This window comes from Bradyrhizobium sp. NAS80.1, from assembly GCF_001908205.1.
Taxonomy (GTDB): Bacteria; Pseudomonadota; Alphaproteobacteria; order Rhizobiales; family Xanthobacteraceae; genus Bradyrhizobium.
The window spans coordinates 1-24,153 of sequence record NZ_LGHL01000138.1; the positions used below are offsets into that span (position 1 = coordinate 1).

General features: G+C 64.3%; 15 protein-coding genes and 3 pseudogenes. 8 read left to right on the forward strand and 10 right to left on the reverse strand.

What is annotated here, in order from left to right; translation table 11 throughout:
- Positions 1–202: 202 nt before the first annotated feature.
- Together AC629_RS29075 and AC629_RS29080 are read right to left on the reverse strand one after the other, a co-directional pair.
- Entirely contained in the window at positions 203–2,167 is a 1,965-nt protein-coding gene (locus tag AC629_RS29075) for a methyl-accepting chemotaxis protein (protein ID WP_084808298.1), read from the reverse strand.
- Positions 2,168–2,354: 187 nt separating this feature from the next.
- Positions 2,355–3,509, reverse strand: coding sequence for an acyl-CoA dehydrogenase family protein (locus tag AC629_RS29080; RefSeq protein ID WP_084808299.1), 1,155 nt, complete (start codon positions 3,507–3,509; stop codon positions 2,355–2,357).
- Positions 3,510–3,699: 190 nt separating this feature from the next.
- Here AC629_RS29080 and AC629_RS29085 point away from each other — a divergent pair, with 190 nt between their 5' ends.
- Entirely contained in the window at positions 3,700–4,389 is a 690-nt protein-coding gene (locus AC629_RS29085; protein WP_084808300.1) for an NAD-dependent epimerase/dehydratase family protein, read from the forward strand.
- Here the strand turns inward: AC629_RS29085 and AC629_RS50735 are convergent.
- Positions 4,389–4,512 (reverse strand): annotated as a pseudogene (locus AC629_RS50735) (acyl-CoA dehydrogenase family protein); the annotation flags it as partial. The gene AC629_RS29085 and the pseudogene AC629_RS50735 sit on opposite strands and share 1 nt — an antisense overlap.
- Positions 4,513–4,769: 257 nt before the next feature.
- Here AC629_RS50735 and AC629_RS29095 point away from each other — a divergent pair.
- Positions 4,770–5,216, forward strand: coding sequence for a methyltransferase family protein (locus tag AC629_RS29095; protein WP_084808311.1), 447 nt, complete (start codon positions 4,770–4,772; stop codon positions 5,214–5,216).
- A 306-nt stretch (positions 5,217–5,522) separates the two neighbouring features.
- Positions 5,523–8,798, forward strand: coding sequence for an Ig-like domain repeat protein (locus AC629_RS29100; protein WP_168195608.1), 3,276 nt, complete (start codon positions 5,523–5,525; stop codon positions 8,796–8,798).
- A 10-nt stretch (positions 8,799–8,808) separates the two neighbouring features.
- Here the strand turns inward: AC629_RS29100 and AC629_RS29105 are convergent, their stop codons facing one another.
- A complete protein-coding gene (locus AC629_RS29105) occupies positions 8,809–10,029 on the reverse strand; it encodes an MFS transporter (protein ID WP_084808303.1) in 1,221 nt (406 codons plus the stop codon).
- A 44-nt stretch (positions 10,030–10,073) separates the two neighbouring features.
- On the opposite strand from AC629_RS29105, the gene AC629_RS47155 reads away from it, so the two are divergent.
- The gene (locus AC629_RS47155; RefSeq protein ID WP_168195609.1) at positions 10,074–10,319 is read left to right on the forward strand and encodes a hypothetical protein; all 246 of its coding nucleotides are present in this window, start codon (positions 10,074–10,076) and stop codon (positions 10,317–10,319) included.
- A 362-nt stretch (positions 10,320–10,681) separates the two neighbouring features.
- On the opposite strand, the gene lepA is transcribed toward AC629_RS47155, so the two are convergent.
- Positions 10,682–12,493 carry a translation elongation factor 4 gene (lepA, locus tag AC629_RS29110; protein ID WP_084808304.1) on the reverse strand — a complete coding sequence of 604 codons (1,812 nt, stop codon included), beginning with the start codon at positions 12,491–12,493 and terminating at the stop codon, positions 10,682–10,684.
- A gap of 115 nt (positions 12,494–12,608) precedes the next feature.
- On the opposite strand from lepA, the gene AC629_RS29115 reads away from it, so the two are divergent.
- Positions 12,609–14,234 carry a glycosyltransferase family 39 protein gene (locus tag AC629_RS29115; protein ID WP_084808305.1) on the forward strand — a complete coding sequence of 542 codons (1,626 nt, stop codon included), beginning with the start codon at positions 12,609–12,611 and terminating at the stop codon, positions 14,232–14,234.
- A gap of 175 nt (positions 14,235–14,409) precedes the next feature.
- On the opposite strand, the gene AC629_RS29120 is transcribed toward AC629_RS29115, so the two are convergent.
- The 5 genes and pseudogenes from AC629_RS29120 to AC629_RS29140 form a co-directional block, all read right to left on the reverse strand.
- Positions 14,410–14,736 (reverse strand): HPr family phosphocarrier protein, encoded by a 327-nt coding sequence (locus AC629_RS29120; protein ID WP_084808306.1) that lies wholly within the window; start codon positions 14,734–14,736, stop codon positions 14,410–14,412.
- Positions 14,733–15,134 carry a PTS sugar transporter subunit IIA gene (locus AC629_RS29125; RefSeq protein ID WP_024339151.1) on the reverse strand — a complete coding sequence of 134 codons (402 nt, stop codon included), beginning with the start codon at positions 15,132–15,134 and terminating at the stop codon, positions 14,733–14,735. Before AC629_RS29125 ends, AC629_RS29120 begins: the two co-directional genes overlap by 4 nt.
- Before the next feature lie 191 nt (positions 15,135–15,325).
- Positions 15,326–15,793 (reverse strand): annotated as a pseudogene (locus AC629_RS29130) (HPr kinase/phosphorylase).
- The gene (locus AC629_RS29135; protein WP_084808308.1) at positions 15,790–17,586 is read right to left on the reverse strand and encodes a sensor histidine kinase; all 1,797 of its coding nucleotides are present in this window, start codon (positions 17,584–17,586) and stop codon (positions 15,790–15,792) included. Before AC629_RS29135 ends, AC629_RS29130 begins: the two are co-directional and overlap by 4 nt.
- A 169-nt stretch (positions 17,587–17,755) precedes the next feature.
- Positions 17,756–18,457, reverse strand: coding sequence for a response regulator transcription factor (locus AC629_RS29140; RefSeq protein WP_008542552.1), 702 nt, complete (start codon positions 18,455–18,457; stop codon positions 17,756–17,758).
- Between the two features lie 242 nt (positions 18,458–18,699).
- On the opposite strand from AC629_RS29140, the gene AC629_RS29145 reads away from it, so the two are divergent.
- The 3 genes and pseudogenes from AC629_RS29145 to AC629_RS29155 all read left to right on the forward strand — a co-directional run bounded on the left by AC629_RS29145 (position 18,700) and on the right by AC629_RS29155 (position 24,009).
- Positions 18,700–19,434 (forward strand): HugZ family pyridoxamine 5'-phosphate oxidase, encoded by a 735-nt coding sequence (locus AC629_RS29145; RefSeq protein WP_084808309.1) that lies wholly within the window; start codon positions 18,700–18,702, stop codon positions 19,432–19,434.
- A 77-nt stretch (positions 19,435–19,511) separates the two neighbouring features.
- Positions 19,512–22,107, forward strand: a pseudogene (locus AC629_RS29150) (CHAT domain-containing tetratricopeptide repeat protein).
- Positions 22,108–22,392: 285 nt separating this feature from the next.
- Entirely contained in the window at positions 22,393–24,009 is a 1,617-nt protein-coding gene (locus AC629_RS29155) for a phosphoenolpyruvate carboxykinase (RefSeq protein WP_084808310.1), read from the forward strand.
- The last annotated feature ends 144 nt before the right edge of the window (positions 24,010–24,153 follow it).

Genomic DNA, 24,153 nt, shown 5'->3' on the forward strand with positions numbered 1-24,153 from the left:
ATGGGAAGCTCGTCGGCTGAATCGAACGAACTGACGCGGTCCCCCACGTCTCTGCCGCGAGAACGCGTCAGCACGGCTTAGAAAAATTACACCTCACAGAAAACCGAGTTTTTCAACACAATCCGGGGCAGAGCAGACATGGCATGTGTTCGCGGCCAATCGGGTTGATGAGCAAACGCTCCAGTCCAATTCGTACGCAGCACTACGCCGCGCGCAGGCCTGCCAGGAAGGTGTCGACGCTCTTCATCAGCGCGGATGCATGCTCGCCGAGCTCGCCTGAGGCAACCATCACATTGCCGGCCAGTGCGCGCGACTGATCCGCGGCCTGGCTTGCGCCGGCGACATTGGCCGAGACGTCGGTAGTGCCGGCGGAGGCCTGCTGCACGCTGCGGGCGATCTCGCGCGTCGCCGAGCCCTGCTGCTCCACTGCGGCGGCAATGGTCGCCGCGATGCCGCTGATCTCGCGGATGGTGTCGCTGATCCCCGAGATCGCGGTGACGCAATTGCCGGTCGCGGCCTGGATCGCGCTGACCTGGCTGGCGATCTCGTCGGTCGCCTTCGCGGTCTGGCTGGCCAGGTCCTTCACCTCGGATGCGACGACGGCAAAGCCGCGGCCGGCGTCACCCGCGCGGGCGGCCTCGATCGTGGCGTTGAGCGCGAGCAGGTTGGTCTGGCTCGCGATCTCGCTGATCAGCCGCAGCACGTCGCCAATGCGCTCGGCGGCGGCGGCGAGGCTCGTGACCATCTCCGTCGTCTCGGCGGCCTTGACCACCGCGCCGCTCGCGACCTCGCTCGAATGGGTGACCTGACGGCCGATCTCGCTGACCGACGAGGCCAATTCCTCGGTCGCCGCGGCGACTGCGTTCACGCTGGTCGAAGCTTCTTCGGAGGCGGTGGCCGCGGCCGATGCACGCTGCGAGGTGCCGTTGACGCTAGAGGTGATCTCGCCGGCGACGCTCTGCATGCCCTCGGTCGCCTTGGCGACGGCGGCAACCACGCCCTTAACATCCGCCTCGAAGCGATCGGCCATCTGGCGCTGCAGCGCCTGCTTCTCGACCTCGGCTTTGGCCTTGTCGGCCTCCTGCGCCTCGCGCAGCGCGCCGGCCTCGAGCATGTTGCGGCGGAACACGTCGACCGCCTTGGCCATGGTGCCGAGCTCGTCCGGGCGCTCGCTGCCGGGAATGGTGACGCTGGTGTCGCCGCTCGACAGCCGGTTCATGACGGCGGTGATCGCGGTGAGCGGCTGCGACAGCCCGCGTCCGAGCAGCAGCGCCAGCACGATTGCAACAGCGAGGATCGCGACCGTGCCGAGGATCAGGTTGCGCTCGGCGGTGGCGAACGCGGCCTCGTATTCGGTCGTGTCCTTGATGATCTCGAGTACGCCGACCGGCGCGCCTGCGTAGTTCTTGATCGGCCCGGCGTAGACCTCGACCGGATGGCCGTCGAGCTCGGCTTCGCGCAGCAGTGGCGCGCCGTTGATGGCGCCCTTCAGCTGATCCAGCGTGGTGACGACGGTGTTGCCGAAGGTCGAGGACAGCTTGTTCAAATCCTTGCCGTCGAGGGAGTAGACGGCGAGGTCGATGCCGAAGCGCTTCCTGGCGCGGTCGACGAATTCCTTGCCGAAGACGGCGCCGATGTCGACATTGGCGAGGCTCTTGCCGCCGCGCATGATCGGCGTCATGCCGAAAATGCTGATGGCTTCACGGCTCGGCTCGACGCCGACGATCTGGCGGCCACCCTTGATCGCCTCGACGACGGTCTCGCGGCGCGCGGAGACGTCGTCGCCGAAGGATTTGGGCAAATGAACCCGTTGAAACACCACCGCGGGTGGAACCTGGAAGGTCATCAGCGGGATGCCCTGCGCCTTGAGCGCCTGGTTGGCATCGCCAAGCAGCGCGGACAGGCCCTCGCGGTCTCCCTTGGCGATGGCGTCGCCGACCGGCGGCAATGCGGCAATCACGGACGAGACGGCAAGCGCGGCGCGTCCCTCATAGTCGATCGCGGCGATCACGCTCTCATATTGCAGCTTGAGCTGTTGATCGAGCGCCATCCGTGTCAGCGCCCGCTGCTGCGTGATCGAGAAGCCGGAGAGGATGGCGCAGGCCACCGCCACGGTGAGTGCGATGGCGAGAATCAGGCGGGCCGCAATCGACTTGATCTTGAGCATCGAAAATTCCGGGGCATTCCAAATATTGATCTTGGCTTTGTGGAAAGGTCCCAGAAAATGCTTAACAAGGGCCCCACGGGCTCCGTGATTTAACGCGGGCGCTGCCATCCTTTTGCATGACTCGATGCAGTGGGCGCATGGTTCGTCGTATTGCGAGGCAAAGCGTCGCAGCTTCGTGCGCCGGCGATCAACGTCCCTCGGAAAGAATCGCCTTGCCGACATCCTCGTAATGAGTGTCCCGGGCCTGGAGCTGCTGGGCGATGGCGTGCATATCACGAAATCGTCGCTCGAACGGATTGCTGCGGAACACCGCGGTTGCGCCGGCCATGTGATAGGCGGTGTCGACCACCCTGGCCGACTGATGGATGGTCCAGGTCGCGGCCAGCCGCACCGCGCTGCGATGCTGGGCGCTGAACTCGCCGGTCGCGTTGAGGTCACGCCACATCGCATTCGCCGTCGCATAGAGATAGGCCCGCGCGGCGCGCAAATCGCCCTCGGTGCGGCCGATCAGGCCCTGGACCGCCTGGTTGTCGCGCATGGCGTGCGCGGCCAGCGACTGGTGCTTTGCGCGCGCCAGCGCGATCGCGGCGTCCAGCGTCGTGCGCGCCACACCGAGCGAGATCGCGGCAAAGCCGAGGCTGAACGTCGAACCGGTGCCAATTTTGTAGAGCAGACCTCTCTCACGCAGCGCAGATGGCACATCACGAAACGCCGTGAAGCGCTCTGGGATGAAGAGGTCGTTCACTTCGTATGAGTCCGTCCCGGTGCCGGCGAGTCCGATCGCCTGCCAGACGTCATGCAACGTCGCGCTCGCGACGGGGAACAGAATGGTGCGCACCTCCGGCGACCCGTCGGCATTTTTGCGTGGCGTGCCGTCGGCTCCGAGAATGCGGACATGCGCCCCGAGCCAACTCGCCTGCCGCGAGCCCGAGGCAAAGTCCCAGCGCGCCGTGACGCGATAGCCGCCCTCGACCGCACGCGCCTCATGCGCGATCGCCCCCCAGGCGAGGATGCCCGGGCCTGCGTTGAAGATCTCGTGCGCGGTGTCGCGATCGAGCGAGGCCGCGATCATCGCGCAGACGCTGCACTGGCCGAGGCACCACGCCGTGGAGGCATCCGCCTTCGCGATCTCCTCCATCATCTGCATGAAGGTTTCAGGCGGAGCCTCCGCGCCACCGAGGCTCTGTGGCAGCAGCGCGCGGTAAAGCCCGTTCTCAATCAGCGCACTGAGCACGGCTGGCGTCAGCCGCCGCGTCCGCTCGATCTCGTCGGCTTCACGCGCAATCAGCGGTGAAATCGCCCGGGCACGTTCGACCAGTCCAACCCCGGGAGTTGCATCCATGTTCGCGTTTCCTCGCCCATTCTGCGGTGAGCGGTAAGGGGTCGATGGTGGTCTATTTGGCGGCACGGATCAAGGTGGCGGCGCGAACGTATCGATTCGCAACCCAAGGCGCTTGCGCAAGGGGGATATGTGGCTAGGAAGGAAAGCAGCAAGGTGGATGCGGCGCTGCAGCGTTCGCGATGAGGCTGAAATGGTATTTCGTGTCTTGATCATCGGCGGTACGGGACAGGTCGGAGATGCTGTGGTGCGCGCACTCACTGCGGAGCCATCGTGCGCCGAAGTCGTGATGGTCAGTCGCAGGGTAACTTCTCCGAACGCCAGCTCGCGCGTGCGACAAGTGATCCTGGATACGGCAGATGCCCGGTTTTCAGGAGAGGTGACCAAGGTTGCCCAGAGCATGGTCGCGCAAGGTGACCCAGTCTACGGGGCATCATGTGTCGGCGTCGGCAAAGGCAGCATGAAGTGGAGCGAGGAGGAATTGACGGCCCTCGAAATAGGCGTCGTCGGTGGCTTTGCCCGCGGTTGCCATGCCGGCGGGATAAAACGATTTTCCCTGCTCTCGGCAGCGGGGAGCACCGCGAAAAGCAGGGTCCGTTATGCGCGGATCATGGGCCTGAAGGAAGAGACAGTCCAAAGGACAGGTTTCCAGCGCCTCGCGATTTTTCGTCCGGGAATTATCGCAGGAAATGTTCACACCCCAGGCTACATAGCCTGGTTGGGGCGTTTTATTCCGGGGTCTTTCGGCACGATCGAGCAGGACGATATCGGGCGCGCCTTTGTGGCCGAATTCATTGACAGTTCGGCCCAGAACGGGATTGCCTATTTTGAAAACGAAGCGATGAGGCAGAAGTCTCGCGCCCTGAACCGTTCGTCAACTTAGATGAGCGCGGAAACCACGCCCGGCGTCAGCCGCCGCGTCCGCTCGATCTCGTCGGCTTCGCTCATGATGAGCGGCTGTAGCGCGCGCCCGCTCGACGAGGTCGAAGCCCTGCGGCTTGTTCATGCCTTCCTCGTCCCCTTTGCCTTCTATTGGACGGGTAGGGGCGGTGACCTATCCGTGGAGAGACGGCAAGGTGGGATGAGACCGTTGCAGATCGGCCACTCGCGGCGATGTGGTCGGGCCGTCGCCTTCTGACACACACCTTCGATGAGCTGAATGGGGTGGCGCAGTGGACCCAAAGCGGGCAAATTGTTGCGGTTGCGGCACGTCGCAACAACAACCGGGACGCCGACAGAGCGTCGACTCCAGTGGGCTCGATCATGCTGAAGCTTCCTCCGCCGATTTGGGCGTTGATTTATATCCTGCTCTGCGCGGCGCTGAGCTGGTCACTCGGCTGGCCGCAGTTTCCCGGCCTGCCGCTTCCGCCGCTCGGAATGGCGTTGGTAGCCATCGCGTTCGTCCCGCCGGTGTGGGCTCTCGTCCTGTTTCGGCGTGAGGGGACCGAAATCGAACCGACCTCGCCTGCCAATCGAGCCCTCGTCACCCGCGGTCCCTACCGGTTCACCCGCAACCCGATGTATCTGGGTCTTGTGCTTCTTTCGCTGGGCATTGCGGTATGGGTTGGGGCCTGGCCGATGTTCATTGCGCCCATCGCCGTGTTCGCAACGGCCAATTGGGTCCACATTCCCTTCGAGGAAGCCAAGATGCGCCGCCAGTTCGGCGCCGCTTATGACGGCTATGTTGCCCGGGTACGGCGCTGGGTGTGACAAGGCGGCGCCGGCGCAGCGCGCTTTCGCGTTTCTACCCGCAATTCCAAGCCGGCCCGATCTCAGCGCTACCGCGACGGCGGCAAGCCCGATCGGAATGTGTCGCGATTGCAACACGTTTTCACAAACGAATTTTGGGACATTTTTTTGGTCGCGCAAGCCAATTCGTCGGATGCCCCCGGCTGCTAAGAGTCGGACGGGATGAGGCATAGATTCCGGCTGGGGGCTGCAATGTCGGAGGTCGTTGACACTTGTACGGCGGTTTGTGCAACCGCCGATAGACCGCGTTTGGCGCGGCGCTCCGGAGTGCGCGCGATAGGGCGGAGTCTGGGACGTGTCGGCGTCTTTGGGCTGCTGCTCGTCATCATGCTTGCCGCCTTTGGCTCGCAGGCCGCGCAGGCGCAGCAGGCCGATCTTGGACTCACCAAGACGGTGACCAATCCGACCCCGAACGTGGGGGACACCATCACATTCACTGTCAGTCTGAGCAATGCGGGACCGAACGACGCCACCAACGTCACTGTGCAGGACCTGCTTCCCGCCGGCTTGTCGTTCCAGAGCGCGACTCCGAGCCAGGGAAGCTACGTGAGCGGTACGGGTGTCTGGGTGGTGGGAACGGTCACGAACGGCACCACGCCAACACTGCAAGTGCAGGCCACCGTGGTCAGCCCCAGTTCGCAGACGAACACGGCCACGATTCTCCACAGCGATCAGCTCGACCCCAATCCCGGGAACAACAGTGCAAGCGCAACCGTCACGCCGCAGCAGGCCGATCTTCAGCTCGCAAAGACGGTGTCCAATCCGACCCCGAACGTGGGGGACCCCATCACCTTCACTGTCACTCTGAGCAATGTGGGACCGAACGACTCCACCAACGTTATCGTGCAGGACCTGCTTCCCGTCGGCTTGTCGTTCGTGAGCGCGACTCCGAGCCAGGGAAGCTACGTGAACGGTACGGGTGTCTGGACGGTGGGAACAGTCACGACCGCCACCCCGCCAACACTGCAAGTGCAGGCCACCGTGGTCGGCTCCGGTTCGCAGACAAACACGGCCACGATCTCGCACAGCGATCAGTTCGACCCCAATCCCGGGAACAATAGCGCGAGCGCAACCGTCACGCCGCAGCAGGCCGATCTTCAGCTCACAACGACGGTGTCCAATCCGACCCCGAATGTAGGGAGCACGGTGACTTTCACCGTCACCTTGAGCAATGCGGGACCGAACACGGCCACCAACGTCATCGTGCAGGACCTGCTTCCCGCCGGCTTGTCGTTCGTGAGCGCGACTCCGAGCCAGGGAAGCTACGTGAGTGGTACGGGGGTCTGGACGGTGGGAACGGTCACGACCGGTACCCCACAAACATTGCAGTTGCAGGCCACCGTGGTCGACTCCAGTTCGCAGACGAACACGGCCACGATCTCGCACAGCGATCAGCTCGACCCCAATCCCGGGAACAACAGTGCGAGCGCAACGATCACACCAGTATCGATCGGCGCCGACCTGTCGATTGGCAAGGCGGCTCCCGCAACCGTCATACAAGGACAAACCATTACCTACACCATCACGGTGATCAATGCCGGGCCCGGCGCGGCTGCTAACGTCACGGTGAACGACGTGCTGCCCGTTGGCGAGACGCTTGTGAGCGCGGCCCCGAGCCAGGGGACCTTCAGCGCGGGTGTGTGGACGGTTGGAACGGTCACGACCGGTACCCCGCAAACGCTGACGCTAACGGCGACTGTAAACGCCGTCGCAGGTACGATCCTGACCAACACCGCGACGGTGACAACCACCACAATCGACCCGAACCTCGCCAACAATACTTCGAGCGTGACGACGACGGTGAGCGCCCCCGCGGCGACGACGACGACACTGACGTCTTCGCTCAATCCCAGCATGTTCGGTCAATCCGTGACTCTCACGGCCACGGTTTCGGCAGGCACGGCAACGGGTAATGTCACGTTCAGGGATGGAGCGACGGTGCTGGCAACGGTACCGTTGAGTGGGGCGGCGACGGCAGTCTTTACCACCTCGTCACTTGCTCTCGGCGCGCATTCGATGACTGCGACTTACAATGGCAGCGCGAATTTCGCAGCCAGCACATCGAGCGTGCTGGTACAGAAGGTAGGTCAAGCAGCCACGGCGACGGCGCTTGCGTCCTCGCTCAACCCGAGTGAATTTGGCAAAGCGGTTACGTTCACCGCCACGGTAACCAGCAGCGGCGGCACGCCGACTGGCACCGTAACGTTCAACGACGGCGGCGTTGCTATCGGCACCGCGGTTTTAGCTGCCGGCATTGCTTCCTTTACCGCCTCATCGCTCACGGTCGGATCGCACGCAATCACGGCGAGTTACGTGGGAGCCGGAAATTTCGGTCCCAGTAGCTCGCCGACACTGACGCAGGCCGTCAACACGCCCGCGGACAGCCTCAGGCTGCGCGCGTTGCAGGTATTGGTGACGCCAACTGTGGCCCAGGTTTCGGGGCAGGCGATCTCCGGCGCTATCGACAGCGCAATTGGTGAGGCCTTCAATGGAGGCGGGGCCTTCATCGCGCCGAGCGCCAGTGGTGTGCGGTTTAATTTCGCCGCCGATCCGGAGGCGCAGCCGGCGAATGCCGCTCTCCGGTCCAATGATCCTTTTGCGAGCGCCAACGGGACCTTTGCGAGCAACGGGCGCGGATTGGGCTCTCAGTCCAGTTCGCCCGCCCGCATCGATGACACGTTCAATGCGCTGGGCTACGCGGCGCCCACCAAGGCACCGCCGCTCCGTGTCGCCGAGCCGAGGGAATGGCTGGGTTGGGCCGAAGTGCGCGGGGCGACCCTCGATCGCTGGGGCAACTTGTCGACGGTCCCCGGAGCAAGCGTGCTTTACGGAAACCAGGTCAACCTGCTGGCCGGTCTCACCCGGAAATTTACGCCTGATTTCCTGGTGGGCATACTCGGCGGCTACGAGACCTTCGACTATCGTTCGGACGCTCTGTTGGGCCGGCTGAAAGGCGACGGCTGGACCGTGGGCTCCTATCTCGGCTGGAAGATTACGCAGGGCATCCGCTTCGACGCCGGGGTCGCATATTCCGGGATCGGGTACGACGGCACAGCAGGCACGGCCGCTGGTTCGTTCGCAGGCAACCGCTGGCTTGTCACAAGCGGGCTCACCGGCGCTTACAGCAATTTCGGTATCCAGATCGAGCCATCGGCGCGCGTCTATGCGTTGTGGGAACGCGAGAATGCCTACACCGACACGCTCGGCACCCTGCAAACAGCGCGCGACTTCTCGACAGGCCGCGCCAGCGGTGGTGTCAAACTGGCCTATCCGCTGACGTGGTCCGCTACGACCATCCTGACGCCTTACGTCGGAGTCTACGGCGACTATTACTTCAACGGCGACAGCGCCGGGGCGCCGGCCCCGGGGGCAATCCCGTTTGTCATCCTTGATGGCTGGTCGGCGCGCGCCATTGGCGGCCTGACGGCGAAATTTGACAACGGTGCGCAAATAGCTATCGGCGGCGAGCGCAGCGGCATCGGCGGCAATTTCGGGCTCTGGACCTATCGCGCCCGCGCGTCATGGCCCTTCGTTGCGCAGTAGATCGCGCTCGTCAGGCCGCCGCGCGGCCAAGCTCGAGCGGTTGCTTGCGTTTGGATGGAAAGCTCAGCGCCACCGCGACGGCGGCAAGCCCGATCGCGAAGGAGCCGGCGTGCAGCCATGTGTATTGCTGGAAGGTGTCGAACACGAGCCCGCCGGCCCAGGGCCCGAGCGCCATGCCGAGGCTGGCAAAGGCCGACACCGCTCCGAACACCGTGCCCATGATGCGCGCCCCGAAGAATTCGCGGACCAGCACCGCATAGAGCGGCATCACCCCGCCATAGGCGAGGCCGAACACGACCGAGAGCGCGTAGAATTCGCCGAGCTGGGCCACCGCGAGATAGGTCGCGATGCACATCGCCTGCACGAACAGGCCGCCGACCAGCACGGGTTTTGCGCCGACGCGATCGGCCAGCGCGCCCAGCAGCAGGCGCCCGCCGAGCCCGGAGACGCCGGCGACGCTGTAGACCGTCACCGCCGTGAGCGGGGCGATGCCGCACACCATCGCATAGGACACCATGTGGAAGATCGGGCCGGAATGCGCCGCGCAGCAGGCGAAATGCGCCGCGGCGAGCGCGATGAACTGCGGCGTGCGCAGCGCCTGCGCCGCGGTCAGCTCCGTCTCCGGTGCCGCGTCCGGAGTTGCGGGGCCAGCCGTCCGTGGCGCAGGACGCACCAGGAAGCAGGCCGGGATCAGCAGCGCCCACGCAGCGATGCCGATCACCAGCATCGCGGTGCGCCAGTCATAGGTCGAGATCAGCCAGCTTGCGGTCGGCGCGATCGTCACCGGCGACACGCCCATCCCGGCGGAGACCAGCGCCACTGCGAGGCTGCGGTTCTTCTCGATCCAGGCGCTCGCGAGCGCCATCATCGGTGCGTAGAAGCTGCCGGCGGCAATTCCGATCAGCACGCCGAAGAAAAGCTGGAATTGCCAGAGGTGTGCGGCCTGGCTCGCGGTCACGAGGCCGAGCCCCAACAGAACGCTTCCGGCGAGGACCACGATGCGGGTGCCAAAACGGTCCGACAGCGCGCCCCAGAAGAACGCGGCAAAGCCCATGCAGAGAAAATCGAACGTCGCCGCCGCCGACACGCCGGCGCGCGACCAGCCCATCGATTCCGAGATCGGCTGCAGGAAGACCGCAAGCGACAGCATCGTACCGAAGCCGACACAGGTCATCAGCGCGCCCGCGGCGACAACGACCCAGCCATAGTCGAAGCTTGACGGCTTGCTCATGCGTTTCCTCAGCGCTTTTGGTCTAGTTGATGGTGCGCGCGAGGATGGTGGCCTATCTGCCGACACAGGGCAAGGCTGCCCTGTTATGCGCGTTTGCTCGTTATGCGCGTTTGCTCGCCCATTCGGCCGCGAGCGGTCTATTTCGTGGCGAGGATCAAGGTATTCGTGGGATCGTCATTCCGGGGCGCGCGAAGCGCGAGCCCGGAATCCATCGCGCTGCAAGCAAAGCGGAGAAATGGATTCCGGGCTCGCGCCAAGTGGCGCGCCCCGGAATGACGGTTTCGCCTTAGCTGTCCGCCGAAATGATGAGGGCTCTCTGCGGGACGCCGACCATCGACTTCGATCAGCCGATCATTCGCGCCGCAATGATTGCATTCTGCCGGTGTTTTGCCCGACGAGTCAAACGGACTTCGTAAAATCGAAAAAGCGTAATGCCAACAAGGTGCCGGCTACTGTGCATGGGGTTGTTTTTGAGATTTTTGCTGTCCGGTCGCGAAACGCTTGGATCGGACCCGATCTCGCTCTTCGTCGTCATGGCCGGGCTCGTCCCAGCCATCCACGGCTTCCGCGCGGCGCCAAGAACGTGGATGCCCGGGACGAGCCCGGGCATGACGGTGGCTAAGGTATCCGTCAGGCGGCTTCAGCGCTTGCCTCAGCTATCCACCTTCAGCGCGGCAATGAAGGCTTCCTGCGGGATGTCGACCTTGCCGAACTGCCGCATCTTCTTCTTGCCTTCCTTCTGCTTCTCCAGAAGCTTGCGCTTACGCGTGATGTCGCCGCCGTAGCACTTCGCGGTGACGTCCTTGCGCAGTGCGCGGACCGTTTCGCGCGCGATCACCTTGCCGCCGATCGCCGCCTGGATCGGGATCTGGAACATGTGCGGCGGGATCAGCTCCTTCATCTTCTCGACCATGGCGCGGCCGCGGCCTTCGGCGCGGGTGCGATGCACCAGCATGGAGAGCGCATCGACCGGCTCGGCATTGACCAGGATCTGCATCTTGACGAGATCGGCCGGCTTGTAGTCGGTGAGATGATAGTCGAACGAGGCGTAGCCCTTGGAGACCGACTTCAGGCGGTCGTAGAAGTCGAACACGACCTCGTTGAGCGGCAAATCGTATTTCACCATCGCACGGGAGCCGACGTAGGTGAGCTCCTTCTGCGAGCCGCGACGGTCCTGGCACAGCTTGAGCACGCTGCCGAGATATTCGTCGGGGGTGAGGATCGTCGCCTCGATCCAGGGCTCGTCGATCTCGGCGATCTTGACCACGTCGGGCATGTCGACGGGATTGTGGATCTCGATCTCCTGGCCGTCGGTGAGCTTCATCTTGTAGATGACGCTCGGCGCGGTCGCGATCAGGTTGAGGTCGAATTCGCGCGACAGCCGCTCCTGGATGATTTCCAGGTGCAGCAGGCCGAGGAAGCCGCAGCGGAAGCCGAAGCCGAGAGCGGCCGAGGTCTCCATCTCGAAAGAGAAGCTGGCGTCGTTGAGGCGCAGCTTGCCCATCGCGGCGCGCAGCGTCTCGAAGTCGTCGGCGTCGACCGGGAACAGGCCGCAGAACACGACCGGGATCGCCGGCTTGAAGCCGGGCAGCATGTCCGCGACCGGCTTCTTGTCGTCGGTGATGGTATCGCCGACGCGGGTGTCGGCGACTTCCTTGATCGCGGCGGTGATGAAACCGATCTCGCCGGGCCCGAGCTCGTCGACCTGCTGCATCTTCGGCGTGAAGAAGCCGACGCGCTCGACGTCGTAGGCCGCGCCGGTGCCCATCATGCGGACGCGCTGGCCCTTCTTCATGACGCCGTCGACGACGCGGATCAGGACGACGACGCCGAGATAGACATCGTACCAGCTGTCGACCAGCAGCGCCTTCAAGGTGGCGTCGCGGTCGCCCTTCGGCGGCGGCAGGCGGGTGACGATGGCTTCCAGCACGTCGGGGACGCCGAGCCCGGTCTTGGCCGAGATCATCACGGCGTCGGAGGCGTCGATGCCGATGACGTCCTCGATCTGCTGCTTGATCTTCTCAGGCTCGGCGGCCGGAAGATCGACCTTGTTCAGGACCGGAACGATCTCGTGATTGTTGTCGAGCGCCTGGTAGACGTTGGCGAGCGTCTGCGCTTCCACGCCCTGGCTGGCGTCGACCACCAGCAGGGAACCTTCGCAGGCCGCCAGCGACCGTGAGACTTCGTAGGCGAAGTCGACATGGCCGGGCGTATCCATCAGGTTGAAGATGTAATCCTTGCCGTCCTTGGCGCGGTACGAGAGCCGCACCGTCTGCGCCTTGATGGTGATGCCGCGCTCGCGCTCGATGTCCATGGAATCGAGCACCTGCTCCTTGCCCGCCATTTCGCGGTCGGAGAGGCCGCCCGTCATCTGGATCAGGCGGTCGGCCAGCGTCGATTTGCCATGGTCGATATGGGCGACGATGGAGAAGTTGCGGATGTTCGAAATCGGGACGGTCGTCATGGGCGCGGGATACCACTCACATCCCCGTGCGGCAACCATATTGCTGTATTTTCAGGGCCTTTCTTCACGCCAAGCTGATTCCAACAGGGCCGAAAACGCGCTACGCAAGCGCCCCATGTCGACCACTTCTCTCCCAACCGCCAGGCCGCGTACGAAGACCCGGGGGAGCTACAACCGTTTCCGGGCCTGGCTGGTTGCCTGCGCGACCCGCCCCGAGGCCAGCCTCCGGCTGGTGATCCAGCTCGCCATCCTGCATGCGGTGCTCTGGACCTTCATCCTGATCAATCTCAAGGCAGCGCAGGACGTTCACATGGACGTCGCAGAAGCCTGGGGCTGGGGGCAGAAATTCCTGCTCGGCTATGGCAAGCACCCGCCGCTGTCGGGCTGGGTCGCCGGCCTCTGGTTCAAGGCGTTCCCGCCGACGGACTGGGCGACTTACGCGCTGGCGATGGCGACAGTCAGCGTCGGCATGGTGATCTGCTGGCTGGTCGCGCTGCGCGTGGTGGACGCAAGGCGCGCGTTCCTGGTCGTGGTGATGATCGCGCTCTACCCGATCTTCAATTTCAAGGGCTTCAAGTACAACGCGGACCTGCTGCAGCTCGTCACGCTGCCGCTACTGGTGCTCGCCTATCTCAACGCCTTCGAGAAGCGAAGCTGGCAGTCCGGAGTGTTTCTCGGGCTTGCCGGCGCGCTGGCGCTGATGACCAAATACTGGGTGCTGACCATGATCGGCGCCATCGGCCTTGCCGCGCTGATTCATCCGGAGCGGCTGAGATTCCTGTTGTCGCCGGCGCCGTGGATTGCGATCGCGACGCTCGTGGTGGCGATGATCCCGCACATCGTCTGGCTGGCGGACGCGCATTTCGTGCCGCTGACCTATGCCGGTGACACCTACAGCCTCGAGGACAGCGGCCAGGTGCATCAGCTCGTCGCCGGCTACGTCCTGCATAATTTCGCGCTGCTGGCGCTGCCGGTGGTGCTCGCCGCGCTGGCGATGGCGCTGGTGCCGCCGTGGTTCAGGCTGCTGCTGCGAGCGCCCTTGCGCATCGTCACGCGCGCCTGGGGGCGCGGCATCAATCAGGGCGTCAACCTGTCGCAGGCGCTGAACGTCTGGATCATCCAGATCATCGTCGCGATCGGCCCGCCGCTCGGCGCGCTGGTCTTCAGCATCTACATGAAAACCGACTGGGGCATCTCGCTGTTCTTCCTGGTGCCGCTCGCGCTGGTCGCGATCCCTGCGCTGCGCGTGCAGAGCGCAGCCCTGTTCAACATCGCCGCGATCTGGCTCGTGCTCAGCGTGGCGACGCTCGCCGCCTCGCCCTGGATCGCCGCGCGCGAGATGGCGGCCAATGCCGGCAACACGGCGACCTATGGCGCGCGCTCGGATCTCGCGCGCGAGCTGACGCAGGCCTGGCACCAGCGCTTCGGCTCGCGCTGGGCGATCGTCGCCGGCACTATGGAATCGATCCAGCCGCTGGTGTTCTACAGCCCCGATCATCCGGCCGCGTTCATGCCGATCGAAGCCTGGGATTCCGGGCTGACCTCGCTCGATGACGTCAAGAAGTACGGCTTCATCGGCGTGTTCGATCCGACCGACGGCCGCCGGCCGGCGTTCGAGAAATGGGTATCCGAGGTCGCGCCGAATGCCGAGCGCATGGTGATGACGACGCGCCGCTTCACCCACGGCAAGGCCGGCCCGGCGATGAGCTGGAACATCTACATCGCGCCGCCGGCGAAGTGACCTCTTCACCTCGCCCCGCTTGCGGGGAGAGGTCGGATCGCATCGTTAGATGCGATCCGGGTGAGGGGGTATGGGTCTCTCGGTAGTCTCACGCATGTGGAGAGGCCCCTCACCCCAACCCTCTCCCCGTAAGAACGGGGCGAGGGAGCGCAGCCGAGCGCGAGGCGAGAGCCGCCTAAGTCCCTTCCTCGTTGAACTTGCTTTCAACGAGCTCGGTGATCGCCGCGAGCGCGGCTTCGGCATCAGCGCCGGCGGCGGCGACGGTGATGGTCGTGCCGGGTCCCGCGGCGAGCATCATCAGGCCCATGATCGAGGTGCCGCCGACGGTCTCGCCGCCGCGCGTCACCCATACCTGCGCGTCGAAGCGCTCGACCGCCTGGACGAATTTCGCGGAGGCGCGGGCATGCAGGCCGCGCTTGTTGATGATCAGAAGCTCTTTGGAAATCGCCCCTGCGGGCACGCCTGTCCCGGCCGGGTTTCCGAGTGGAGCGTGCTCGCTCATTTGCCGGCGAGCACGCGGCTGGCGATGGTGACGTATTTGCGGCCCGCTTCCTGGGCCATCGCGATCGCGTCGGGCAGCGAACGCTCCTCGCGCACCTTGGCGAGCTTCACCAGCATGGGAAGGTTGATGCCCGCGAGCACTTCGACCTTGGGCCGGCTCATGCAGGAAATCGCAAGGTTGGACGGCGTACCGCCGAACATGTCGGTGAGGATCGCAACGCCGTCGCCGGAATCGACGCGGTTAACCGCCTCGATGATGTCGCTTCGACAGAGATCGGAATCATCTTCAGCGCCGATCGTGATCGCTTCGATTTGCTTTTGTGGCCCCATAACGTGCTCAAGCGCTGCCTTGAATTCGTCGGCAAGGCGCCCGTGGGTCACAAGTACTAGACCAATCATCGGAAAAACTCCTCGCGGGCGCTCTTGGTGCGCCGCACGAACGCGCCACTTTGACCATCCAGAGCCCCCGCGCAAGAGGGGATGTTGCGTATCTCCCTGAATCTAGACGGATGGATGAGGGGAGCTGCGCCGGCCTATCCGGTCGCGATAGTGGGGTTCATATGGTTACCATATCCCTTCAAACAATCGCCTCAAGGGTTAGCAGAAGGTTAACTCTTGGTAGTGGTCAAGGCAGCAACAACCAAAGGGAGGGGCAAATATCCGCGCCCCACCGGGATTCTCGGTATTTCGACACCGGAAATGCTTGTTTTCAGGGATTCGGCTGGTGGCAGCCGCTCAGCGTCCGCGGCGTCCAGATCGACCACGAGACCGACTGTCGCATGCTCCACAAAGTCGCAGCGGCGGATTCCGAGCCCACGGATTTCGATCAGGCCGGCCAGCACGCGGGCCGGGCGGACCTCAATTTCCTGGCCGACTGTCGCCAGATGGACACGGTCATCGCCGACCAGAACGGTCCGTTCGATCACGCCTGCGCGCCCCGCCATGATCAATTCGAAGGCAAGGCGCGACTTGCCGGAGCCCGAGGGCCCGCGGATCAGAACCGCCAGATGTCCGATCTTGACTGCGGAGGCGTGAACGCTGGGCCCGCCTTCGCTCATAGCGCCGGCAGCCTCACCACGAAGCGTGCGCCGGCAACCGTCGGCGCGCCGTCGGAATCCGCGGCACCGGGGCGGTTCTCGGCCCAGATACGTCCGCCATGGGCGTCGATGATCTGCTTGGAGATCGACAGGCCGAGGCCGGAGTTCTGGCCGAAGCCCTGATGCGGACGGTCGGTGTAAAAGCGCTCGAAGATGCGCTCCAGCGCATCGTCGCGGATGCCGGGACCGTCATCGTCGACCACGATCTCGATCTCTCCGCGCACGCGCCGGCAGGTCAGGCGCACCTTGCTGCCGGGCTCGGAGAACGATTGCGCGTTGGAGAGCAGGTTGGCGACCACCTGTCCCAACCGTGAATCGTGGCCGGTCACGGAGAACGTATCGGTCGGGCCGCGGCCCTCGAAGCGGGCCTCGACGGCGACGTCGTGGCCGAGCTTGGTCTCGTTCGCGACCGACACTAGCGTGCCGAGCAGGCGACGGAGATCGACCGCCATCGCGTCCTGCCGCTGTAGCTCCGCATCGAGCCGGCTGGCGTCCGAGATGTCCGAGATCAGTCGGTCGAGCCGCTTGACGTCGTGCTCGATCACCTCGAGCAGGCGCGCGCGGCTGCTCTCGTTGCGCGCCAGCGGCAGCGTCTCGACCGCGGAGCGCAGCGAGGTCAGCGGGTTCTTCAATTCGTGCGCGACGTCGGCGGCGAACATCTCGATCGCCTCGATCCGGCTGTAGAGCGCGCTGGTCATGTCGCGCAGCGCCCCGGAAAGATGGCCGATCTCGTCGCGGCGGCGGGTGAAGTCGGGGATCTCGATGCGGGCCTTGATGCGGCGGCGGACGCGCTCGGCGCTGTCGGCGAGCCGGCGCACGGGCCCCGCGATCGTGCTCGCGAGCAGCAGCGACAGCATGATCATGACGGCGGCGGCGACACCGCCGACTTTCAGGATGGCGAGGCGCTCGGCGGTCACCATCTGGTCGATGTCGTCGCCCTGGGTGGACAGCATCAGCGCGCCGTGGATGGCGCGCGAGCGCAGCACGGGGACCGCGACCGAGACGATCACCTCGCCGCGCGAATTGACCCGCACCATCGAGCGTTTCTGGCCCTGGAGCGCATCGCCCACTTCCGCATAGCCCTTGCCGTTCTCGCGCCCCAGCTCGCGATAGAGCGGCAGGTCTCCGCGGTTCAGCCAGGTGCGCACTGCGACCATGCCGCGCTCGACCAGGCCGGGTTTCTCCGACGGCGGCGGCAGCGGGAAGGCCAGTACGTTGTCGAGGTCGCGGCTGTCGAGCAACAGCGTGCCGTTGGGATCGAAGATCCGGGCGCGGGTTTTGGTCGGCGAGATCAGCGTACGCAATACCGGCGCAACACGCTCCGGATTGATCGGGAAATCCAGCGAGTCGTCTGTCCCGCCATAGCTGTCGCCCAGTTTCAGATCGAGCAGCCGGTCAGGGTCGACCGTGATCGCGTTGGTCTGCACCGTCGCCGACGCTCCGATTGCACCGGCGATGATCTCGGCCTGCACCAGCAGGCTCTGGGCGCGCGCGTCGATCAGGCCGGCGCGGAATTGCGACAGGTAAAGGATGCTCGCGACAAGCGCGACGAGGCCGGCGAGGTTGAGCGAGACGATGCGGCGGGTCAGGCTGGAGAAGGACAGCGCGAAGAAGAACTGCCCGGCGCGCTTCAGCCAATTCAGCGGCCCCCACCCTTGCGGAGCCGCTTTGTCCTCGGCGACGTGGTCCGGAACGCGGTCGGATGCGAAATCCCCGGCGCTCTGGTTCTCGTGAGGCTGCGTTCGGTCAAGCAATGCTTACGCCCGCGTTAGGACATCTCGTGCGAAGGGGGCCCCGCATGCTCCAACAATAACCTAAAGCGCGATGATTCTTCATCCCAATCTCATCGCGCTTTAGAGCCATCGCGGTCCCGATAGAATCAGAACCGGCGATGCTCTCATCATTCGTGAAGACGCGTGCGCCTCAGGCTTCCTTGAAGCGGTAGCCGACGCCGTAGAGCGTCTCGATCATCTCGAACTCGTTGTCGACCACCTTGAACTTCTTGCGCAGTCGCTTGATGTGGCTGTCGATGGTGCGGTCGTCGACATAGACCTGATCGTCATAGGCGGCGTCCATCAGCGCATTGCGGCTCTTCACCACGCCGGGCCGGGTCGCCAGCGCCTGCAGGATGAGGAATTCGGTGACGGTCAGCGTCACCGGCTCGTTCTTCCAGGTGCAGGTATGTCGTTCCGGATCCATGCGCAGCAGGCCGCGATCGAGCGCCTTGGCGTCGTTCTCCTTCGGCGCGACGGTCGGATCCTTCGGTGCCGAGCGGCGCAGCACGGCCTTGACGCGCTCGACCAGCAGGCGCTGCGAGAACGGTTTGCGGATGAAATCGTCGGCGCCCATCTTGAGGCCGAACAACTCATCGATCTCCTCGTCCTTGGAGGTCAGGAAGATCACCGGCAGGTCGGACTTCTGTCGCAGCCTGCGCAGCGTCTCCATGCCGTCCATGCGCGGCATCTTGATGTCGAGGATGGCGAGATCTGGTTGAGTGGTGCGGAAACCGTCAAGAGCGGAGGCGCCGTCGGTGTAAGTCATGATGCGGTAGCCTTCGGCTTCCAGCGCGATCGAGACGGATGTGAGAATGTTGCGGTCGTCGTCGACCAAAGCGATTGTGGGCATGAGCCTCTGCTTTCTGCTTTCCGTTTGGGTCGTGGCTTGAAAACGGCGAGCAATCCAGTAATGCGCCGCATACATGGGTCCCGAACTTGGGGTTCGAACTTTGTCACCGAGCAATGCAAGCTGGGCTGAAGTGTGACCAAGTTCCACGAAATACGGCGGATTCGCCGCATGTCGACCCATAACCAGATCCCCGTTTACCCGAAAAAAGGCCTACCTTGCAACCGCCTGAGCCGAGAAAGCCTATGCAACCGACCGCCGATTTCGACCCCGGAAAGCTCGCCAAATCGCTGCTGCGGCGATCGCGACAGGGTGCGCTGGCAACCCTGATGGCCGGCAGCGGCGATCCCTATTGTTCCCTGGTTAATCTGGCGAGCCATCCGGACGGTTCGCCCATCCTGCTGATCTCGGGACTGGCCGTGCACACCAGGAACATCCTCGCCGATAGCCGGGTCTCCCTGATGCTGGATGAGCGTGCCGCCGGCGATCCGTTAGAGGGCGCCCGGATCATGCTGTCAGGCCGGGCCGAGCCGGCCGGCGCCGAAAAGGATCTGCTCCAGCGGCGGTATCTGAACGCCCATCCATCGGCAGAAGGCTTTGTATCATTTAAGGATTTCTCGTTCTTTCGGATTCGACCCACGGGAACCCATCTGGTTGCGGGCTTCGGCCGGATCGTCGACCTCAAGCCCGAGCAATTCCTCACGGACCTTACCGGCGCTGATGATCTGCTCGGAGCGGAGGAGGGGGCGGTCGAGCACATGAATGCCGACCATCGCGAGGCCATGGCCCTCTATGCGACAAGGCTCCTCGGCGCAGCCGATGGTGAATGGCGCTGCACGGGCTGCGACCCCGAAGGCCTCGACATGCAGGACGGCCAGACTGCGCTGCGGCTGGATTTCCCGGAGCGGGTGACGAACGGTATGGCGCTACGCAAGATGCTGGTCCGCCTTGCCAGCGAAGCGCGCGCGAAGACGGACTAGTTCCGACGAATTGAACGCTGCTGCCCATCGCGGCGACCCAAGACCGTAATGGTTCGAGGTCGCCAGCGAGAGGGTTCATGAAGCGCCGTCATTTGACGCTGGTCGCGGCTTTGGCGCTCGCGGCGAGTGCCTCCCTGGTCACGGCTGCGCTTGCCCAAAAGGGCAATCTCTCCGCGCAGAGCGCCAGGATCGACGAGCTCAGCAAGGCCGGCAGATATTCGGAAGCGCTGCCTTTGGCGCAGGCGATGGTCGCGAGCCTGGAGAAGAGCGACAACGGTCGCGAACTCGCCGCCGCGTTGAACAACCTCGGTCAGGTCTATGCCGGTCAAGGCCATGACGATCTGGCCGAGCCGCTCTACAAGCGTGCCATCGCGCTGATGGAAAAATCGCTCGGTCTCGAACCGCCGCTGATTGCGGCCGAGCTGACCAATCTCGCCGCGCTTTATCAGCGGCAGGGTCGCTTCCCCGAGGCCGAACCGTTGTTCAAGCGCGCGCTCGCCGTTCGCGAAAAGAGCCTGTCGCGCGAGCACCCCGATGTCGGCCAGGCTCTCAACAATCTGGCCACGCTCTATGTCAGGCAGGAGCGCCAAGCCGAAGCCGAGCCGCTGTTTCAGCGCGCGCTCGCGATCTACCAGAAGGTTGGCGGCGCCGAGCATCCCGCAGTCGCCACGATTCTCAACAATATCGGCCAGCTCGATCGCGACCTCAATCGTGATTCGGATGCCGAGGCGCCGATCAAGCGCTCTCTCGCCATCCGCGAGAAAGTGCTGGGAGCGGATCATCCCGACGTCGCGCGCTCTCTCAACAATCTTGCCGGTCTCTACGAACACCAGCAGCGCTACGCCGATGCCGAGCCGCTTTATCGCCGCGCGCTTGTCATCCGCGAGCGGGCGCTCGGGCCGGATCATCCTGATGTTGTGACCTCGACCAGCAATCTCGCCTATTTCCTCTACATGTCCGGGCGAAACGCGGACGCGCTGCCGCTGGCGGAAAGGACACTCGCGACCGGTCGCGCGCAATTGCGCGCCGTGCTGCCGATCCTGTTTGCCGCGCGACAGCAATATCTGCTGCCCGATGAAAAAAGCGCTGGACGAAGCGCTCGCCGCGATCCAGCGCGGCACGCAATCCTCCGCCGCGTCCGCCGTGAACAAGCTCGCGGTACGGTTGGCCGCCGGCAGCGACCGGCTCGCCGGGCTGGTGCGCCGGGACCAGGATCTCGCGGTCGAGTCCGAGGCGCTCGACAAGGCGATCATCACCGCGGTATCCAGGCAGTCCGCCCAGCGTGACGTCGCAGCCGAGCAGCGTAGCCGCGCGCGGATCGCGACGATCGCGAACGAGCGCGCCGGCTTGCAGAAGACGCTCGCCGTCGAGTTCCCCGACTACGCCTCGCTCTCCAATCCGCTGCCCCTGATGGTGAAGGACATCCAGCCGCTGCTGTCGGCCGACGAGGCGATGGTGCTTTATTCCGTTGTCGACAGGCAGAGCTATGTCATCGCGATCACGCGCGATGGCGTTGACTGGAAGGCGATTCCGCTCGGTGCGGATGCGCTGGCGCAGAAGGTCGCTGCATTTCGCAAGGGCCTCGATGTCGGCAAGGCGCGCGATGCCTCCGGCAAATCAGGATTGTTCGATCTTGCGCTCGCCAATGAGCTCTATGTCGCGCTGCTCGGCCCGGTCGAGGCGCTGACAAAGGACAAGCACAGCCTGCTGGTGGTGCCATCGGCGGCGCTGACCGCATTGCCGTTTCATCTGCTCGTCACGGAGACGCCGCAAGCTGCGATCCCCGACACGCTCGAAGGTTATCGCCGCGCCGCCTGGCTGTTGCGGCGTCAGGCCGTTTCGGTGCTGCCCTCGGTGGCCAGCCTGAAATCGCTGCGCGCTTTCGCGCGCAAGGACCAGGGCGTCAAGCCGATGACCGGCTTTGGCGACCCCGTATTCAACCCCGCCCTGGAAGGGCCGGTCGATCGTCGCGCTGCAAGCGGGAAGGTCGTGGCGCGCAACGTCGCGACAATTGCCTATACCGACTTCTGGCGCGGCGCGGGCGTTGATCGCGCGCGGCTTGCGCAGGCGCTGCCGCAACTACCGGATACTGCGGACGAGCTGAACGCCGTGGCCAGGGATGTCGGCGCAGCCGAGGCGGACATTCATCTCGGCCGCGATGCCAGCGAAACGACGCTCAAGCGTGCAGCGCTTGCTCAATATGGCATCGTTTACTTTGCTACCCACGGCCTCGTTGCCGGCGACGTCAAGGGACTGGGTGAGCCCTCGCTTGCGCTCTCGATTCCCGATCAGCCCTCGGAGTTTGACGATGGTCTTCTGACCGCGAGTGAAGTTGCCCAGCTCAGGCTCAATGCGGATTGGGTGGTACTGTCGGCCTGCAACACCATCGCCGGCGACAAGCCCGGCGCGGAAGCGCTGTCGGGATTGGCGCGCTCGTTCTTCTATGCCGGCGCCCGCGCGCTTCTGGTCTCGCATTGGGCAGTGGATTCGGAAGCTGCCACGCGCTTGACCACGTCGACTTTCGAGCTGCTCAAAAACGAACCGCGAATCGGTCGCGCCGAAGCCTTGCGCCGCGCCGTGCTAACGTATGTTGATGACACTTCGTCGCCGCGCAACGCTTACCCTGCGATGTGGGGGCCCTTCGCGCTCATCGGCGAAGGTGAGGTAAGATAAGCCCGCCTCGACGATTGTGCGTCGCAATAACCTCAAATAACGCCGAATTGCGCGTTTGGTTGCGCGATCATTCGTGATTTTTTGATGCGCCTGCTCAGAGCTGACATGCGCGATGTTTGGTGCGGTCCTCGAATAAACCAAATCATGCGGGATCAGCTTGGCAACGCCAGCGTTCATCATTATTAGGTCGTGCAGCCGAGGCCGGACGGCCTATAATTCACGGTGACCGCGATGGCGCCAAAGCTTGGCCGCGCTATGTGTCGCGGGTTCTAGGAGGATTTTTTCGTGCAAGAGACGGGCGTGCGCAACGGTGCCTTCGGCGCCGACAAATTCGGCTTAAAGAATCTCAAACAGGTTCACTGGAACCTCGGCGCGCCACAACTGTACCAGTACTCGCTCTCCGCAGGCGAGGCGGTGCTCTCCGCCGACGGCGCGCTCTGCGCCGACACCGGCGAGTTCACCGGCCGCAGCCCGAAGGACAAGTTCACGGTACGTGACGCGACCACCGACAAGAAGATGTGGTGGGCCGGCAATCAGTCGATCACCGCAGAGCAGTTCGAGACGCTCTACCAGGACTTCCTCAAGCACGCCGAAGGCAAGTCGCTGTTCGCGCAGGACCTCTATGGCGGTGCCGATCCGGCCTACCGGATCAAGACCCGCGTCTTCACCGAGCTGGCCTGGCATTCGCTTTTCATCCGCACCCTCTTGATCCGCCCCGAGGCGGTCGAGCTGTCGAGCTTCACGCCGGAGCTCACCATCATCGACATGCCGAGCTTCCGCGCCGATCCGAAGCGTCATGGCGTGCGCTCGGAGAACGTCGTCGCCATCGATTTCGCCCGCAAGATCGTTCTGATCGGTGGTTCCTATTATGCCGGCGAGATGAAGAAGTCGGTCTTCACCACGCTGAACTACTATCTGCCCGAGCGCGGCGTGATGCCGATGCACTGCTCGGCCAATGTCGGTGCCAAGGACGACGCTGCGATCTTCTTCGGCCTGTCCGGCACCGGCAAGACCACGCTGTCGGCCGATCCGAACCGCACGCTGATCGGCGATGACGAGCACGGCTGGGGCCCGAACGGCGTGTTCAACTTCGAAGGCGGCTGTTACGCCAAGTGCATCAAGCTATCGCAGGAAGCCGAGCCCCAGATCTACGCCGCTTCGACGCGCTTCGGCGCGGTGCTCGAGAACTGCGTGCTCGACGAAGACACCCGCGTCGTCGATTTCGACGACGGCTCCAAGACCGAGAACACCCGTTCGGCCTATCCGCTCGACTTCATCCCGAACGCTTCGCGCACCGGCTGCGCACCGCAGCCGAAGAATGTGGTGATGCTTGCCGCCGACGCCTTCGGCGTGCTGCCGCCGATCGCAAAGCTCTCGCCGGCGCAGGCGATGTATCACTTCCTTTCCGGCTACACCGCCAAGGTCGCGGGCACCGAGCGCGGTCTCGGCAATGAGCCGCAGCCGGAATTCTCGACCTGCTTCGGCTCGCCCTTCCTGCCGCTCGATCCCAGCGTCTACGGCAACATGCTGCGCGACTTGATCGCCAAGCACGGTGTCGACTGCTGGCTGGTCAACACCGGCTGGACCGGCGGCAAGTACGGCGTCGGCTCGCGCATGCCGATCAAGGTGACGCGCGCGCTCCTCACCGCAGCGCTCGACGGCTCCTTGCGCAACGTCGAATTCCGCACCGACAAATATTTCGGCTTCGCGGTCCCGACCGCGCTGCCGGGCGTGCCGAGCGAGATCCTCAACCCGGTCAACACCTGGAAGGACAAGGACGAGTTCGACAAGACCGCCCGTGCTCTGGTCGGCATGTTCCAGAAGAACTTCGCCAAGTTCGAGGCCCAGGTCGACGCCGAAGTGCGCGCCGCCGCGCCGGACGTGAAGCTCGCGGCGGAGTAACGTCGCATCGTTTGAAAATACGAAAGGGCGGCCGAGAGGCCGCCCTTTTTGTTGTGTGCCGAGTATGAGCGACAGCTTGGAGGTGGAAGTCCTCTATCCAGCCTGATGGCGGTGAAGGATTAGCGAAGCGCAAGGGCGTCATCG

Bases quoted from the DNA above. Each gene is read 5' to 3' on its own strand.
- AC629_RS29075 (WP_084808298.1), bottom strand. From the start codon at position 2,167: ATGCTCAAGATCAAGTCGATTGCGGCCCGCCTGATTCTCGCCATCGCA.
- AC629_RS29080 (WP_084808299.1), bottom strand. From the start codon at position 3,509: ATGGATGCAACTCCCGGGGTTGGACTGGTCGAACGTGCCCGGGCGATT.
- AC629_RS29085 (WP_084808300.1), top strand. From the start codon at position 3,700: ATGGTATTTCGTGTCTTGATCATCGGCGGTACGGGACAGGTCGGAGAT.
- AC629_RS29095 (WP_084808311.1), top strand. From the start codon at position 4,770: ATGCTGAAGCTTCCTCCGCCGATTTGGGCGTTGATTTATATCCTGCTC.
- AC629_RS29105 (WP_084808303.1), bottom strand. From the start codon at position 10,029: ATGAGCAAGCCGTCAAGCTTCGACTATGGCTGGGTCGTTGTCGCCGCG.
- AC629_RS47155 (WP_168195609.1), top strand. From the start codon at position 10,074: ATGGTGGCCTATCTGCCGACACAGGGCAAGGCTGCCCTGTTATGCGCG.
- lepA (WP_084808304.1), bottom strand. From the start codon at position 12,493: ATGACGACCGTCCCGATTTCGAACATCCGCAACTTCTCCATCGTCGCC.
- AC629_RS29115 (WP_084808305.1), top strand. From the start codon at position 12,609: ATGTCGACCACTTCTCTCCCAACCGCCAGGCCGCGTACGAAGACCCGG.
- AC629_RS29120 (WP_084808306.1), bottom strand. From the start codon at position 14,736: ATGAGCGAGCACGCTCCACTCGGAAACCCGGCCGGGACAGGCGTGCCC.
- AC629_RS29125 (WP_024339151.1), bottom strand. From the start codon at position 15,134: ATGATTGGTCTAGTACTTGTGACCCACGGGCGCCTTGCCGACGAATTC.
- AC629_RS29140 (WP_008542552.1), bottom strand. From the start codon at position 18,457: ATGCCCACAATCGCTTTGGTCGACGACGACCGCAACATTCTCACATCC.
- AC629_RS29145 (WP_084808309.1), top strand. From the start codon at position 18,700: ATGCAACCGACCGCCGATTTCGACCCCGGAAAGCTCGCCAAATCGCTG.